Source organism: SAR86 cluster bacterium, assembly GCA_023703675.1.
GTDB lineage: Bacteria > Pseudomonadota > Gammaproteobacteria > Magnimaribacterales > AG-339-G14 > AG-339-G14.
Map to the genome: position 1 here is coordinate 601393 of CP097974.1, position 14679 is coordinate 616071.

A 14679-nucleotide genomic window follows, 5' to 3' on the forward strand; every position below is an offset into this window, starting at 1 on the left:
CTCTCCTAAATTAGTTTACTCGGCTTCGACAACTTCTATTTTTTCTGGAATTGATCCAGTTGCACTATAAGTGGATGATGAACTGCCTCCTGAACCAGAGCCGCCTCCAGAACCAGAACCGCCTCCAGAAGAAGCTGTGCTGCCTCCCCCACCGCCACATGAGACAAAAAAAATGGAAATAACAAAAATTAGAATCGTAAAAGGTTTCAACATAAACTCTCCTTAAATGTATGAATAATTTAAGTATATATAAAGTTAAAGAAAATTATATAACTTGGTAAAAAAATATTTTTTAATCTACTAGGCTTCTACTTCAATCCAAATTTTTCGATATTTGATTTTGACTTTGTTAAAAATTTTGTGAACTTTTTAAACGCTTTAGAAAAGTTTTTATAGTCATAAAATTCAGTAACTCCATAGCCATCCCAGTAACATACCCTAAAATATTCTTTAAATAATTGTATGGAAATTTCAATCGGATCGGGATTACTAGTATTGAAAGAAATGCTAGTGAAATCATCATCACAGATTAGTTCTACTTCAAACCCTTCATTTCTCAAAAGAGATATTAATTGCGTAAATCTATCTTTTTTTGATGTTAATTTTTCCTTGACGGTAACACCTGTGTCTTCCAACTAAATGCCCTCTCAATTTAATATGTTTAGTTTTTCTTCCTGAGACCCTTTGTCGCCACAACTTAAAACTTCTAGGTTTTAAATTATTTCTCATCAAAGCAATCAATTCATTGTGAGTTAAATCAAACTCAGAATGAATAACTTCAAATGGAGTTCTATCCTCCCAAGCCATTTCGATGATTCTATTTTTATCCTCTTCACTTAGCATTTACTTTTAAATAGTAATAAACTGTAAATACAATTTAATTTAATACAAACAAAAGACAACCTAAATCATAATCTTTACTATGAAAATTCAAAAAAAATATATAGAAGTTAGAGGAAAAAAAATGGCTGTAATCGATGAAGGTGTCGGTGAACCAATTATTTTTTTACATGGAAATCCAACTTCTTCTCATCTTTGGAGAAATATTGCTCCAAATTTTCTTAATACAAACAGGATAATTGTGCCTGATTTAATTGGTATGGGAGATTCAGAAAAATTAGATGGAATAGATAACCCTGAATACAGTTTCATAGGTCATTATGATTTTTTATCTCAATTATTAGAAATTTTAGATCTTGGAGAAAATCAGCATTTAGTTATTCACGATTGGGGTTGTGCTTTAGGACTTATGTACGCAAGATTAAATTCAGACAAAATAAAATCAATTTCTTTTATGGAAGGTATAGCAGTGCCGCTTACTTGGGAAAAATGGCCTGAAGTTGCAAGAAAAATATTTTCGCTTTTGCGAACTGACGCTGGAGAAGAATTGGTTTTGCAAAAGAATTTTTTTGTTGAAAGATTACTTTTTAACGATCCAATAACTCCCATGAGTGATAGTGACAAGGAAGAATACTTAAAACCTTATTTAGATGAGGGGGAAGGAAGACGACCTACTCTAACTTGGCCCAGAAACATACCTCTCGATGGTACTGAGCCATCTGAGACTCTAGATGAAGTTATCTTGAATGCTGAATTTCATAGTTCATCTGAAATTCCTAAACTTTTTATTAATGCTAATCCAGGACTAATTCTTACTGGAGAGCAAAGAGATGAAATAAGAAAATGGAGCTCAATTAAAGAAGTAGAAGTCAAAGGCAATCATTTCATTCAAGAAGATTCTTCAGAAGAGATTACTAATCATCTTAAAGATTTTTATAACTCTCTATAAAAAAACTCCCTTAAATTTAAGGGAGTTTTTTTAATCAGAAATCAAATTTTACGATGATGGATCAAAAACCACTGTACCGTGATTGACTGCAGTATCACCATTATTTATCAACGTACTCTTCTCTGGAACCGCACCAATTGAGTCAGACCCACCAGGGCCCATATCTTTTAAAGTGTCAGCATCTGGAAGGATTGCTTTGGTTAGGCCAGTGTAATCTAAACCTTTCGCGGTTATTGGCGAAAGCAGTTCGTCTCCTGCAAGAGCTTTGACAATGTAAGTATTAGAAGTCGCTTCGTCGGTTAACTGAGCTCCATCTGGAATAGTAAATCTAGGAAGATAACGCATGCATTGATCGTCCCATTGTCCAAAATAATATTCGCCAAGATCTGTTCCGGTACAAGTATTATAAATTGATCCTGGAATATTTAAGTATGAACCAAAGCCATTGTAAAAAAATCTATAATCTTTTTTGGCATCTTTAGCAGTAATTCCAGAAGCTGCAGTTTGTGCCGAAGTCCAGCTATCTGGGTCTAGAATCAAATAAGAGGGTGCAGAAAAAACAATCTTCGCACTGGAAGCAGCATTTATTAATTCCCATTGAGGTCTTATCCTCATTGAAATTCTATAATACTCAGTAACTTTTCCTTCCCAGATATTTTCTTGACAATATCTTGTTTTACCTTCATTTCCTGTACCTGTCCATTTGGTTCGAGGCGCATAACTTCCATCAATTTTTTCACATTCAAGATTAGATTGTTGAGAGGCAGGAACTAATGGGCCAGTTTCGGCTGCCCAATCCAAATAAGCAGTGTACCAAGTTCCAAAAGTCGCGTCGTAATCAGGTTTTTTCATTTGAACTTGCCTCAAAGCATCAGCTGCACTCATATTTTTCGCAGAAGCCAATGCAGTAAAAGCCGCTTGAGTATTCGACGTTGCGCCCGAACCATGAATGTTCATCTCATTATTAACATCCGCAGAAGTATCGTATATTTTTCCTCCAGACTTAACGTATCGTACTTCATTGTCGACAATATTACCTTGACCACACTCCTGCCAATCGTCAGCAGCATTGCCACCTGTTCCATTATCATTGATCACACAATCTGAAGTCGCTGCAAAATAACCGCTATTAACGAGTTGATCATTGCCGCCGCCTGCTAAAGAATTAGCAGTAGAGGTAAGGACAGCATTGAACACACTTGCATCAATGCAATCAAAATAACAATACAAAGTATCTGGAACATCTGTCATATCTTTTACAATTGTCATGGTTTCTTTTTTAATACCGGCAGAAGCTGTTGCAGATGTTGGAGCATTTATCGCTTCTGGTGAAATCTGATAATAGATTTGTGTTTCCGGAGACCAACCGTCTAGTCCTCTTCTATTAGTCCATCCGCCCTCACTTTTAGTCATCGTGCTATACCAATTAGCTCCCGAAATAGTGATCGGTGTCGATAATTCAACTTCAGGATTTTGATTGTTTCCAGTCAAGGCCCATTTCATTGCATGAGTAAAGACAAAAGATGCTGATGCTTTGTCCCAGTAACCTTTGTATTCTTCGTAACAAGCCGTGTTACTAGCATCTGAATAATGAGTGTAGTCACATTGTGTGCCACCATTAGAAGCAGTAGAACCAAACATATTGGCAGCACCGTATTCTGCCCCCCAATAAGGATCTCCAATATAAAGATTTATCTGAACTTGATCTAAAGAATCTAATGACGAGTATGAAGTAACGAATTTTAAGATTTCGAGATGATTTTTTTGTACTTTGTATTGAGTAGTATCAGTTGAACCATCGTCTCGAACCCAAGTAGCTCCTATAAGACTAGATTCTGGGTTCATGTAATCATCGACCCAAGTGCCGTAATAATCAGCCCAACCAAACATGTCGTCTTTACCAGAAACTGGATTGTCTGCTCTGATTGGGAAACCGCCGCCAGTCGTTTCATGTCTCGCTCCAGTGGTTGAATCGTAAACGCCATATCTGTAAACATCTTTTTTTGCTGTTGCTATATCAGAAGAATAACAAGTCTCGGCCGTGGAATAACCTTGACTAGAAATTTGGGCGTCGGTAAGAGAAACTGCAGTAGGTTCTTCTCCATCACCATAACCATCGGCATCATAATTTATTTGTAGGAAATCGGCACCAACTAACTTTGTGCAGTAGTATTTCAGGCTGTCGTTCACTTTAAACGCATAGAATTTATTGTATGGACCCCAAGTATTAGCATCTGTAGGACTAGGCCCCCAACCTTCTGAGCTGACATAAACTCCCTCTGAACCAGTTGAATTGAAAGTTACAGAAACTTCAAGCGCTCCAAAGATATTGTCTTTGTAACTGATAGTATTACCACTAGCAGCTAAGTATCCATTTCCAATGTTAAAAGTAGCATTGGTTGCAATCCCAGCTGCAGTGTCTGTGGCAGCGGTACCTACAGAAGCTCCAGCAACAACGTCTGCAATAGTGCTTGGGGGAGTTAAACCTCCACCTGTTCCAGGTAAATATACTTCTCCAGGATTTGCATAAATAGAATAATTAGCAGTAAAGTCTCCAAATTTTGAAGTTGGCGTACCATCTCCTTTCAAAACGGGATTCGGATTAGCGGTTTGAGAGAAATTAAAATAGACAACTTTGTCCATTGCGTCAAATGGATCTCCGCCAGCATTTGAATCAGCAGCACCAGTTGCACCGCCTGCCCCGCTTCCGCCTCCTTTTTTTGGAAGAAAAACCCAAGACTTAACATTCATTGCCCCTGCCGAATCAGTTTGTGTGGCTAAGTTATAAGACTTTGTTAATTGGGTTTCAGAACCTTTTGATTTACTAGCTGCATCTTTAGATGAACTTCCACCGCCCGAACCACCACTTGATTGCTGAGAAGCTTGAGAGGTTGAGTTCTTATTAGAATCTTTAGACGTATCCCTAGCTGCGTCACATAAATTTTCATTTATAGCAGCAACAAAAGGACCTGAAGTGTTTAATAAACTTTCAGGTCTAGTGTTGGATATAAAACATAATAGAAAATTAACCTGTCCTAATGAATCGTTTAAAGCATTACCCCCAACGAAGAAATCGGTTTTATCAGTAAAGTAGGCAGAACCTGCTTGAGCTGTCACGTTTTGTCCGTAAGCAAAAGCCGGAATTAAAGTAAAAAGTATAATTAATTTTTTCATAATCTTCTCCGTTCCTTGTTATTGAGTATCTATGGGTTCTACTTTAGATGGAACGGAGTAACCTGAACCACCGGATGTTCCAGAAATATTTGCGGTGCCTCCCATCCCTGAATGATTTGTGCAGAAATAGTAAAGTGGAGTAGGAGCATTAGATGCAGGAGTAAATGTAGTTTTTCCAGTGCTACCCGCAGTTCCTGTCGGTGAAACTCCCGTTGTGTATGCAGTACCCGAAGCGTGCGTTCCATTTGCAGTTTCAGAAAAAGCAAGCGGATGATTTGCATTGGTAGAGTCAGTCTGATCAAAGGTATAGGCAGTACCAGCAGTTAAAGTTAAAGTTTTTTGTGTAACTCCATCTATTGAATACTTATTTCCGCTAGCGGTAGAAACTACTTTCACACAAAAATTGGTTGCACTTGAAACACACCCAGATGCTGATCCCCCTTCATAACCAGAACCTCCTCCAGAAGAAGCTGAACCGCCTCCTCCACCACAAGCGTATAATAAAAATAAAGTTAAAATCGATAAACTGAACTGTTTCACAAACCCCCCTTTTTTAGTTGTCTAGCAAATATACATTCCGCAAATATCCCCACCTGTAGATTCACAAGCCATTAAACATAAAACAACCAATGTATAAAAAAATTTTTTGGATATTATTTTTGTCTTTGAAAGGAATTTATTCACTTGAAGCATTTGAATTATATTAATACCTTATTCTATTTAATCAAAGCAATAAAAGGAAAATAAATATATTAATTTATTTTGGTGCCATTCTAATTCCTCCATCCAAACGGATTGTTTCTCCATTCAAAAAGGGATTCTCAATTATTTGAGCCGTTAAGAGAGCAAATTCAACAGGATCTCCTAAACGCTTAGGAAACTGAGTCATCTCAATAAGCGGCTTTCTTACTTCGTCAGATGCCATCGCCATAAGAGGTGTGTCAAATATTCCTGGAGCAATAGTATTTATTCGAATTCCCATTCTTGCTAAGTCTCTTGCAATTGGAAGTGTCATTGCTGTCACCCCGCCTTTACTGGCGCTATAAGCAGCCTGTCCAATTTGGCCATCAAAAGCAGCAACCGATGCGGTATTGATAATCACTCCACATTCGTTGTCGGCTTCTGGTTCATTCTTGCCCATCTCTTCGGCTGCAAGTCTAAGGGTGTTAAAAGTACCGACCAGATTAACGTCTATAACAATTTTAAAAATATCTAAAGGGTGCGCACCATCTCTGCCGACTGTTTTTGAGGCGCTACCGATGCCCGCACAATTAACTAAAATATGTATCGCGCCGAATTCGTCGATTGCACTTTTAATAGCGTTTTTCACGCTTTCTTCATCTGCTACATTAGTCACCACCCCTGTGACATTAGTTTTTAATTCTTCTTGTGCACTCTTGAGATTGTCTTCATTTAAATCCAATAAAACTAGTTTTGCTCCCTTTGCATGTAAATTTTTAGCAGTTGCTAAACCTAAACCGGAAGCACCTCCGGTAATGAGTGCCACTTTATTTTCTATATTCAATTTCCTTCTCCTATTTATTTTTTAGAAATATAATTTATCATAAGATGACATTCAATTCTTAAATGATCCAGGACAAAAAAGGCCTTTTATTTAAGATAAGCAATAAAGAGGAGAATATGAAAACTGATTACGAATTTTTAACAACTGAAATAGATGGTCATATTTTGACCGTTACCATCAACCGACCTGAAGTTATGAACGCTTTGCATCCACCTGCTCATGCTGAATTTGATGAAGTGTGGAATGAATTTGAGAAAGATGAAAATTTATGGGTCGGAATAATCACTGGAGCTGGAGACAGAGCCTTTTCCGCAGGTAATGATTTAAAATTCCAAGCGCAAAATGGCGGTAAAATGGACATCAATATAGCGTCTTCGGGATTCGCTGGTCTAACGTCAAGATTTGATTTGAAGAAGCCTATCATTGCTGCTGTAAATGGAGTTTCAATGGGTGGCGGGTTTGAAATTGCTCTGGCATGCGATCTAATAATCGCATCTACCAATGCAAAATTTGCTTTGCCTGAACCAAAAGTTGGATTGGCTGCATTGGCAGGAGGAATGCAAAGACTACCGAGACAGATAGGCATGAAAAATGCTCTGGGAATGATGCTCACAGGTAGACATGTACCAGCTGAAGAAGGTATGCGATTGGGATTTGTCAATGAAGTTGTAGAACCTGAAAATCTAATTTCTGCAGCAAAAGCTTGGGCTAAACAAATTGAAGAATGTTCTCCGATGTCTATTAGAGCTACTAAACAAGTTGCTTATGAAAACTTCAATGAACCGGAACTAGAAAAATCAATGGGCGTTCATTATTCAGCGGTAAAAGAATTGTTTGGAAGTGAAGATTTTATTGAAGGTCCTGTTGCATTTGCCGAGAAAAGACTTCCTAATTGGAAAGGCAAATAATGTTTGATCTCAGGGGGAAAAATGCGGTCATAACAGGCTCCTCAAAAGGATTGGGCAAATCTATTGCTACGGCCATGGCACTTCACGGAGCTAATGTAGTAATTTCTAGTAGAAAAGCTGACGTGTGCCAAGCTACTGCAGATGAGATTAATAATTTAGATACTCCGCCTTTATATGGCGAGAAAGGAAAAGCGGTTGTTATTCCCTGCAACATTTCAGATAAAACGGCCCTTGAAATGCTTGTTGAGGAATCTAGATCTCAATTAGGAAAAATTGACATACTTGTTTGTAACGCTGCTACAAATCCCTTTTTTGGCTCAATAAAAGATATTCCCGATGATGCTTTTGAAAAAATTATGAATAATAATATTAAAAGCAACCATAATTTATGTCAGATGGTCATTCCAGAAATGATGGAAAGAAAAGATGGTTGTATCATAGTTATTTCTTCTATTGGCGGTTTAAATGCAAGTCCTGTCATAGGTGCCTACAATATTTCCAAAGCAGCTGACTTAATGTTAGTGAAAAATTATGCTTTGGAATTTGGGCAACATAACATTAGGACTAATGCTATTGCGCCTGGTTTATTTAGAACCGACTTTGCCAAAGCCCTATGGGAAAATCCTGAAATCCTCAAGCAATCCACAGCAACTTGTCCAATGAAAAGAATCGGTGAACCAGATGAAATTGGTGGCGCTGCTGTATTTTTAGCGTCAGAGGCAGGAAGTTTTGTTAACGGTCACACTCTGGTAATTGATGGAGGCACAATAATCTAAATGGAATCAAAACTTTTAACACCTGATGGTAGATTAGAGCTTCTTAAAGAGGTTACAAAGGAAGGGTTGCTAACTCTCTCTAAAGCTGAAATTCGAGGTAATGAATATCATGTCTTCGAAAATGCACCCCAAAATCTTAGAGATTATTATCAACTTGGTTTCATGCATGGAGACTGGACTCACATAGTTTACGAAGACGAGAGATATCAATTTAAAGAAACTATGGAAAAAGCTAATCAATTAGCTAATAGATTAATTGATAAATTTGATATTAAAAAAGGCGATAAAGTTGCTTTTTCAATGCGTAATTATCCTGAATGGATGTTTGCCTATATTGCTACGACTTCAATCGGTGCAATTGCAGTTCCTTTAAATTCCTGGTGGAAAGGAGATGAATTAGAATATGGTTTGGTAAATAGTGAAGCAAAACTTTTCATTGCAGATGAAGAGAGGTTGGATAGAGTAAAAGATATCTTGCCAGATCTTTCAAGAATTGCAGTAAGAGCATCAAAACCTGAATATATCAAAATAAATTTTGATCAAATAATTGATGGTGCAGACACAAAATTACAAAAAATTGTTGATATTAATCCAGAAGATGAAGCTTCAATCATGTATACCTCAGGTAGCACTGGACATCCAAAAGGTGTTGTCTTAACTCATAGAGGAATTATTTTTGCTCCATTGTATTGGATAACAATTACTACTATGGGAAGACTCGCGGAGATTAGTGAGGATACATCTTCTGATGATCAACTTGCCGAAGAGAAATATCAACCGGCAACCTTACTAAGCGTTCCTCTTTTTCACGTCACTGGCTGTCATGCCATTTTTCTCCTATCAATTGCTGTGGGAAGAAAAACTGTATTGATGTATAAGTGGGATCCAGAAAACGCTTTAGATCTTATCGAAGCAGAAAAAATCTCTGCATTTACCGGAGTCCCAACGATGTCCTCTGAAATTGTTGAAGCTCAAGCAAAGAATCCTAGAAATATTGAAACCTTAAAAGATTTGTTGGGTGGAGGATCAGCAAGGCCTCCAGAACAAGTAAGAAAACAAAAAAAACATCTTCCAAATACAAATCCTGGAATTGGTTATGGAATGACAGAAACAAATGCATTGGGTGCAAATAATGCTGGAGAAGTATATGTAAAAAAGCCAGCCAGCACTGGTTTTGGCTTACCATTACTTATGGAGTTAAAAATTATCGACGATGATGGTAATGATTTAAATACGAATGAAACCGGCGAAGTTTGTATAAAGTCTGCTTCAACATTTAAAGGTTATTGGAAAAATAAAGAAGCTACCGATGAAGCGCTTACTAAAGATGGCTGGGTTAAAACTGGGGATATTGGATATCTTGATGACGATGGATTTCTGTATATTAACGATAGAAAAAAAGATTTAGTCATTAGAGGTGGAGAAAATATATCTTGTATTGAAGTTGAGGCTGCTATTTGTGAACACCCTTCCGTTCTCGAAGCTTCTGTGTTTGGTGTTCCTGATGATAGATTGGGTGAAATCCTAGCGACATACATATGTATTCGTGAGGGATCTGCTTTAAGTGAAGAAGAAATTTCTAGCTTTTTGGGAGAAAAAATTGCAAATTTTAAAGTACCCTCTCACTATAGGTTTCAGACAGAAAAATTGCCTAGAATAGCTTCTGGAAAAATTGCAAAGATAGATATGCGAAAAGAAGCTGTGGAACTAATTAAAGCTAATGGAAATATCAGGTAAAAATGTAGTAATTACTGGCGGTGCTAGTGGAATAGGTAAAGCATTAGCAAAAGCTTTTAAATCGGCAGGAGCTAATTATGTGTTGATTGCTGATCAGAACGAAGAAAGTGGTAAAGCTGTTTCAAAGGAATTAGGCGTGAAGTTCACAAAAACAAATGTAGCAAAAGAGAGTGAAATAATTGGATTAATCGAAACTGCAAATGAAGATTCTGGAACTATCGATATTTTTTGCTCGAATGCAGGAATAGGTGGAGAACCAATGTTGCTTGATGTTTCGACAGATGACTGGCAAAACATTTGGGAAATAAATGTTATGAGTCATATTTTTGCTGCAAAAAACGTATTACCTCAAATGCTAGAACAAGGTAGTGGTTATTTAATGAATACATCTTCAGCTGCCGGACTGCTTACTCAAGTTGGACTAGCGCCCTATTCAGTTACTAAAGCTGCTGCTTTGAGTTTGGCTGAATGGATCAAAATTACGTACGGAAATAAAGGTATTGGAGTTTCTTGCCTCTGTCCTCAAGCAGTAAGAACGCCTATGACAGAAAATGGTGCTGGGACTGCAGGCGTCGATGGCATGATTGAGCCCGAAGAATGCGCCGCTGCTGTCCTAGAAGCAATTGAAAAAGAACAATTTCTAATCACTCCCCATGAGGAAGTTTTAGAATATATAAAAAGAAAAGCTACAGACTATGATCGATGGATTGGAGGCATGCAAAGACTTCAAAGTAAATTTGAAGATTTTTATGGCGATCTTTTCAAAAAAACTTAATCATTTTAAATGAATGGTTATAGTGAGTTCAAAATCTTCGGAATTGATCACATCCTGGCTATATTTTTTCTGATAATAATATCTATTTTTATTCCAATGCTTTTAAAAAGAAAGTCACGCAATGATCTTTATTTATTTACATCAATTTTAGCTCTAGTAATAATTGCTAATGAATTTGCGAAACCTTTTTATTACCCTTATCTATTTCCCGAAAGATACGAGTTCTTTTCAATGCTGCCCTTTCATTTGTGTAATTTGTCATCCTTCCTGATAGCTTTTCATTTATTGTTTAACAATAAACTTTTATTTAACATTTCTTTTTTCTGGGGCATTGGAGGCTGCTCTATGGCACTCACTCAACCAGATATTTCATATACCTTTCCTCATCCTCACTTTTTGCTTTATTTCTTTTCGCACGGTATGTTATTTTTTGCGATTTTTTTATCATCAATAACCTTCAGAGAAAGACCTAATTTTCAGGATTTGATAAAAGTCATTCTGATTAGTATGCCTACGGTTGCTGGTATTTATACAATTAATTTAACAATTAATTTCTTTGTGGAAAGTGCTCCTGCAAATTATTGGTATTTAATGGAATTTCCTATTGGAGCCAATTTAACAGCATTTATGCCAGAGCCTCCAGCGCACATTCCGGTCTTCGCAATAATTGGTTTAATATTATTTGGATTGATTTATCTACCTTTTTTTATTTACGATAAAGTTTCTGCTCGAGCTTAATGAAAATTTTTGTGCAAGAAAAAATCATACAGGCACCAAGAAACAGAGGATTTTGAAAAATAAAAAACTATAGAAATGTTTGAGACAAAATTGATTTTTTTATCGCAAATGATTTAAATGATTATATCGGAGAAGTAAATGAGTAATTTAAAATGGAAGCTTTTGGGGATTTATGAGGATCTATACTATTATACTCTAGGCCTGCCTAGACTTCTTTTCACTTGGAAAGACGATGCGAATTTAACAATGTTAAATTTTTTTGATAAGAATGTTAGGTCTTATCCCAACGATGTAGCTTTAATTTTTGAAGGAGAAGAATTGACTTGGAAACAAGCCAATGATCAGGTTAACAACTATGCAGGCTTCTTAAGTTCTCAAGGTGTTAAAAAAGGAGATTGCTTTGCTATGCTGATGGATAATAGTTCAGACTTTATCTTGCTTCTTCTTGCTTCTTTTCGAATTGGCTCCATTGCGGCATTGATAAATACTACTGTTGCCGGTGATGGCTTAAAACACGTAATTAGTATTTCAAATGTAAAAATGATAACTGTTGGAGCGTCTCATTTAAAAAAACTGAATAAATCATTAGAAAATAGTAATTTAAAAGATCTGCCTGTTTTCGTTATTGAAGACTCTGAAAAAGTCTCTAGTGATTCTAAGAACCTAAAAAATCTTTCAAAAACTTTCTCTTCTTTTGAGCCAGCGGTTCACAAAATGAAAGACGTAGCTGCCTATATATTCACTTCAGGAACAACAGGACTTCCAAAAGCTGCATTAGTGGATCACGCTAAATTTGTAAAAGCTTCTTTTGCTGGCCATTATTTATGTTTTGGATTTAAAAAAAATGATCGTCTTTACTTAACTTTGCCTTTATACCATTCAACGGGGTTACTTTTGGGATGGGCAGCAAGCCTAAGATCTGGATGTGCAAATGTTATTAAAGCAAAATTTTCAGCAACTGACTTTTGGGAAGATGTTAGAAAATATAAAACCAATAAATTTATCTACGTTGGTGAGCTTTGCAGATACTTAATGAATATGCCTCCCTCGGATAAAGATGCAAAAAATCCAATTTCAAGAATTTCTGGAAATGGCCTAAGGCCAGACATTTGGGAGGCATTTCAAAAAAGATTCAATATTAATCAAATTAGAGAAATATATGGAGCTACAGAAGCGGTAGGAATGACAATTAATTATTTTAGTCGCGCTGGAATGATTGGAAGAAAAAGATCTGATTCAACAATTATTGAATGCAACAAAGAGGATGGATCTCCGATTCTTAATGCTCAAGGTTTTTGCACGAAAGTAAAACAAGGAGAAACAGGTCTCTATATCCAAAGAATAAATTCTGTTGCTAAATTCCAAGGATATCTAGATGCTCAAGCTTCAAATAAAAAAATATTGCAAAATGTTTTTAAAGAAGGCGACCGTTTCTTTAATACTGGCGATTTAATAACTCTACATGACAATAATTGGTTATCTTTTGCCGATCGAGTTGGAGATACTTATCGGTGGAAAAGTGAAAACGTTTCAACAATGGAAGTTGCTGCAATTCTTAATAAAGCTTCAGGAGTTTTAGATTGTAACGTTTACGGAGTTCAAGTTGACTCTGCTGAGGGCAAAGCTGGAATGGCGACTATGAGTGTTTCAGAAGAATTTTCTTTTGAGTCATTCACTCATCATGTAAACGAAAATTTAAATAGTTTCCAAAGACCTTGTTTCCTCAGATTATCAAACGAAATGAAAACAACAGGTACATTTAAACACCAAAAAGAAGATTTAAAGAAGCAAGGATTCAACCCAGAATCAATAGATGATAAATTATTTTTTTATCAAAAAGATAACTATGTTGAAATTGATAGTTCTCTTTACCAAAGAATTCAATCAGGAGAGGAGAGATTTTGATTGCGAAGGCCATTAGGAATTTCATTGCGCGAAGAACTTTCGCACATAAACTCAGAAACAAAACTATGAATATGTTTTCAAATTATGAAAACTTTAAGGCAATAAGAAATAAAGCCGAATCCGATAGAATTAAAGAAAAAAGAGAACATGAAATTTTATATTTTCATAAGGTGGATGATCCTTACTCCCATTTAACAATCCAATTTATAGATAAACTTATTGACGAATATTCAATAAAATTAAGCCCAATTTTAGTGGGTGATGAAAATCCAGAAACACTGCATGAGCCTTCCTTGTACAGCAATTATTGTTTGGAAGACGTAAAAAGAATTGCTCCCTATTACGGTGTTGATTTTGGTGGGACTTCTTATCCAAATAAATCTCTGATAAACCTGGCTAATTCTGTTCTTGCATCTGTTCCTCCAGAAAATTTCACTAAAGTCGCTAAATTGGTAAGTGATTTTCTCTGGCAAAACAATAAGAATGAACTTATTAATTTGTCTAGGAATTATTCTTCTTCTCCTGAAAAGGTCAAAGAGATATTGAAAGAAGGAAATAATAAAAGAGATGGAAGTGGTTATTATTTTGGATCAGCTTTTTACTACGAAAAAGAACTTTACTGGGGGGTAGACCGATTAAATCATTTAGAAGAAAGACTTACTGAGCTTGGAGTAAAAAAAACTTTGTCAAATGAATCTGTAGCGCCATTAATATTGTCAGCTCCTAATGAGCTAATTTCCAAAACAAAGCTAAATTTAAGCTTCTACCCTTCTTTGAATAGCCCATATACTTTCATAAGCGCAAAGAGAGTTAAAGAGTTATCTGAAAAATATCCTGTCAACTTGATAACTAAACCAGTATTACCGATGCTTATGCGAATGATGACAATTCCTACGTTTAAAGCAAAGTACATTATTTCAGATGCAGCAAGAGAAGGAAGAAAATATGATTATGAGATGAAATCAATATATTCACCAATTGGAAAACCGGCAAGAAAAGCTTATTCACTTTTTCCAGAAATAAATAATCATGGGAAAGGATTTGAATATATTGAAGGATTGTTGAAAGCCTCTTTTCAAGATGGTATCAACATAGGCGAAGAGAGTTTTTTGGAAAATCTCGTATCTGAGCTTGGGCTTAATTGGAGTGAAATTAAAAAGCATCTAAATACATCAGCTTGGAAAAAAATTCTTAATGAAAACTGTGAAGACATGTATCGTGGAAATTGTTGGGGTGTTCCTAGTTTTAAAATAACTAATGCAGACGGCAGCAATCCTTACTATGTCTGGGGACAAGATAGAATTTGGTTGGTAAAAGAAGAAATTAACAAACGACTAAATTCATAAAATATT

14 protein-coding genes are annotated in these 14679 nt (G+C 36.1%); 8 read left to right on the forward strand and 6 right to left on the reverse strand.

The features are described 5' to 3' along the window. Positions 1–15: 15 nt before the first annotated feature. From M9C82_02995 to M9C82_03005, 3 genes are all read right to left on the reverse strand, one after another. A complete protein-coding gene (locus tag M9C82_02995; GenBank protein ID URQ72937.1) occupies positions 16–213 on the reverse strand; it encodes a hypothetical protein in 198 nt (65 codons plus the stop codon). A 95-nt stretch (positions 214–308) separates the two neighbouring features. Next, positions 309–635 (reverse strand): hypothetical protein, encoded by a 327-nt coding sequence (locus M9C82_03000; protein ID URQ72938.1) that lies wholly within the window; start codon positions 633–635, stop codon positions 309–311. Further along, positions 583–843: a TIGR03643 family protein gene (locus M9C82_03005; GenBank protein ID URQ72939.1), complete on the reverse strand. Its 261-nt coding sequence runs from the start codon at positions 841–843 to the stop codon at positions 583–585. The genes M9C82_03000 and M9C82_03005 overlap by 53 nt, the downstream gene beginning before the upstream one ends. Before the next feature lie 79 nt (positions 844–922). Here M9C82_03005 and M9C82_03010 point away from each other — a divergent pair, with 79 nt between their 5' ends. Further along, positions 923–1789, forward strand: coding sequence for a haloalkane dehalogenase (locus M9C82_03010; protein URQ72940.1), 867 nt, complete (start codon positions 923–925; stop codon positions 1787–1789). Between the two features lie 48 nt (positions 1790–1837). On the opposite strand, the gene M9C82_03015 is transcribed toward M9C82_03010, so the two are convergent. The 3 genes from M9C82_03015 to M9C82_03025 all read right to left on the reverse strand — a co-directional run bounded on the left by M9C82_03015 (position 1838) and on the right by M9C82_03025 (position 6488). Then, entirely contained in the window at positions 1838–4963 is a 3126-nt protein-coding gene (locus M9C82_03015; protein ID URQ72941.1) for a hypothetical protein, read from the reverse strand. An 18-nt stretch (positions 4964–4981) separates the two neighbouring features. Continuing rightward, complete coding sequence (locus tag M9C82_03020; protein ID URQ72942.1) at positions 4982–5503, reverse strand: hypothetical protein; 522 nt, start codon at positions 5501–5503, stop codon at positions 4982–4984. Positions 5504–5720: 217 nt separating this feature from the next. Further along, the gene (locus M9C82_03025) at positions 5721–6488 is read right to left on the reverse strand and encodes a 3-hydroxyacyl-CoA dehydrogenase (protein ID URQ72943.1); all 768 of its coding nucleotides are present in this window, start codon (positions 6486–6488) and stop codon (positions 5721–5723) included. 116 nt (positions 6489–6604) lie between these two features. Here M9C82_03025 and M9C82_03030 point away from each other — a divergent pair, with 116 nt between their 5' ends. From M9C82_03030 to M9C82_03060, 7 genes are all read left to right on the forward strand, one after another. Continuing rightward, positions 6605–7396: an enoyl-CoA hydratase-related protein gene (locus M9C82_03030; protein ID URQ72944.1), complete on the forward strand. Its 792-nt coding sequence runs from the start codon at positions 6605–6607 to the stop codon at positions 7394–7396. Next, on the forward strand, positions 7396–8172 hold the full coding sequence (locus tag M9C82_03035) for an SDR family oxidoreductase (GenBank protein ID URQ72945.1): 777 nt from the start codon (positions 7396–7398) through the stop codon (positions 8170–8172). The genes M9C82_03030 and M9C82_03035 overlap by 1 nt, the downstream gene beginning before the upstream one ends. Next, positions 8173–9909 (forward strand): acyl--CoA ligase, encoded by a 1737-nt coding sequence (locus tag M9C82_03040; GenBank protein ID URQ72946.1) that lies wholly within the window; start codon positions 8173–8175, stop codon positions 9907–9909. Continuing rightward, positions 9893–10684, forward strand: coding sequence for an SDR family oxidoreductase (locus M9C82_03045; protein ID URQ72947.1), 792 nt, complete (start codon positions 9893–9895; stop codon positions 10682–10684). Before M9C82_03040 ends, M9C82_03045 begins: the two co-directional genes overlap by 17 nt. 9 nt (positions 10685–10693) lie before the next feature. Then, positions 10694–11422: a TIGR02206 family membrane protein gene (locus M9C82_03050; protein ID URQ72948.1), complete on the forward strand. Its 729-nt coding sequence runs from the start codon at positions 10694–10696 to the stop codon at positions 11420–11422. 138 nt (positions 11423–11560) lie between these two features. Then, positions 11561–13327 (forward strand): long-chain-acyl-CoA synthetase, encoded by a 1767-nt coding sequence (locus M9C82_03055; GenBank protein URQ72949.1) that lies wholly within the window; start codon positions 11561–11563, stop codon positions 13325–13327. A gap of 65 nt (positions 13328–13392) precedes the next feature. Further along, positions 13393–14673 (forward strand): DsbA family protein, encoded by a 1281-nt coding sequence (locus M9C82_03060; protein ID URQ72950.1) that lies wholly within the window; start codon positions 13393–13395, stop codon positions 14671–14673. Positions 14674–14679: the final 6 nt, after the last annotated feature.

What these genes read in the sequence shown, in the direction of transcription:
- M9C82_03005 (URQ72939.1), bottom strand. Translation starts at nt 843, where the DNA reads ATGCTAAGTGAAGAGGATAAAAATAGAATCATCGAAATGGCTTGGGAG.
- M9C82_03010 (URQ72940.1), top strand. Translation starts at nt 923, where the DNA reads ATGAAAATTCAAAAAAAATATATAGAAGTTAGAGGAAAAAAAATGGCT.
- M9C82_03015 (URQ72941.1), bottom strand. Translation starts at nt 4,963, where the DNA reads ATGAAAAAATTAATTATACTTTTTACTTTAATTCCGGCTTTTGCTTAC.
- M9C82_03045 (URQ72947.1), top strand. Translation starts at nt 9,893, where the DNA reads ATGGAAATATCAGGTAAAAATGTAGTAATTACTGGCGGTGCTAGTGGA.
- M9C82_03035 (URQ72945.1), top strand. Translation starts at nt 7,396, where the DNA reads ATGTTTGATCTCAGGGGGAAAAATGCGGTCATAACAGGCTCCTCAAAA.
- M9C82_03030 (URQ72944.1), top strand. Translation starts at nt 6,605, where the DNA reads ATGAAAACTGATTACGAATTTTTAACAACTGAAATAGATGGTCATATT.
- M9C82_03040 (URQ72946.1), top strand. Translation starts at nt 8,173, where the DNA reads ATGGAATCAAAACTTTTAACACCTGATGGTAGATTAGAGCTTCTTAAA.
- M9C82_03055 (URQ72949.1), top strand. Translation starts at nt 11,561, where the DNA reads ATGAGTAATTTAAAATGGAAGCTTTTGGGGATTTATGAGGATCTATAC.
- M9C82_03060 (URQ72950.1), top strand. Translation starts at nt 13,393, where the DNA reads ATGAATATGTTTTCAAATTATGAAAACTTTAAGGCAATAAGAAATAAA.
- M9C82_02995 (URQ72937.1), bottom strand. Translation starts at nt 213, where the DNA reads ATGTTGAAACCTTTTACGATTCTAATTTTTGTTATTTCCATTTTTTTT.
- M9C82_03050 (URQ72948.1), top strand. Translation starts at nt 10,694, where the DNA reads ATGAATGGTTATAGTGAGTTCAAAATCTTCGGAATTGATCACATCCTG.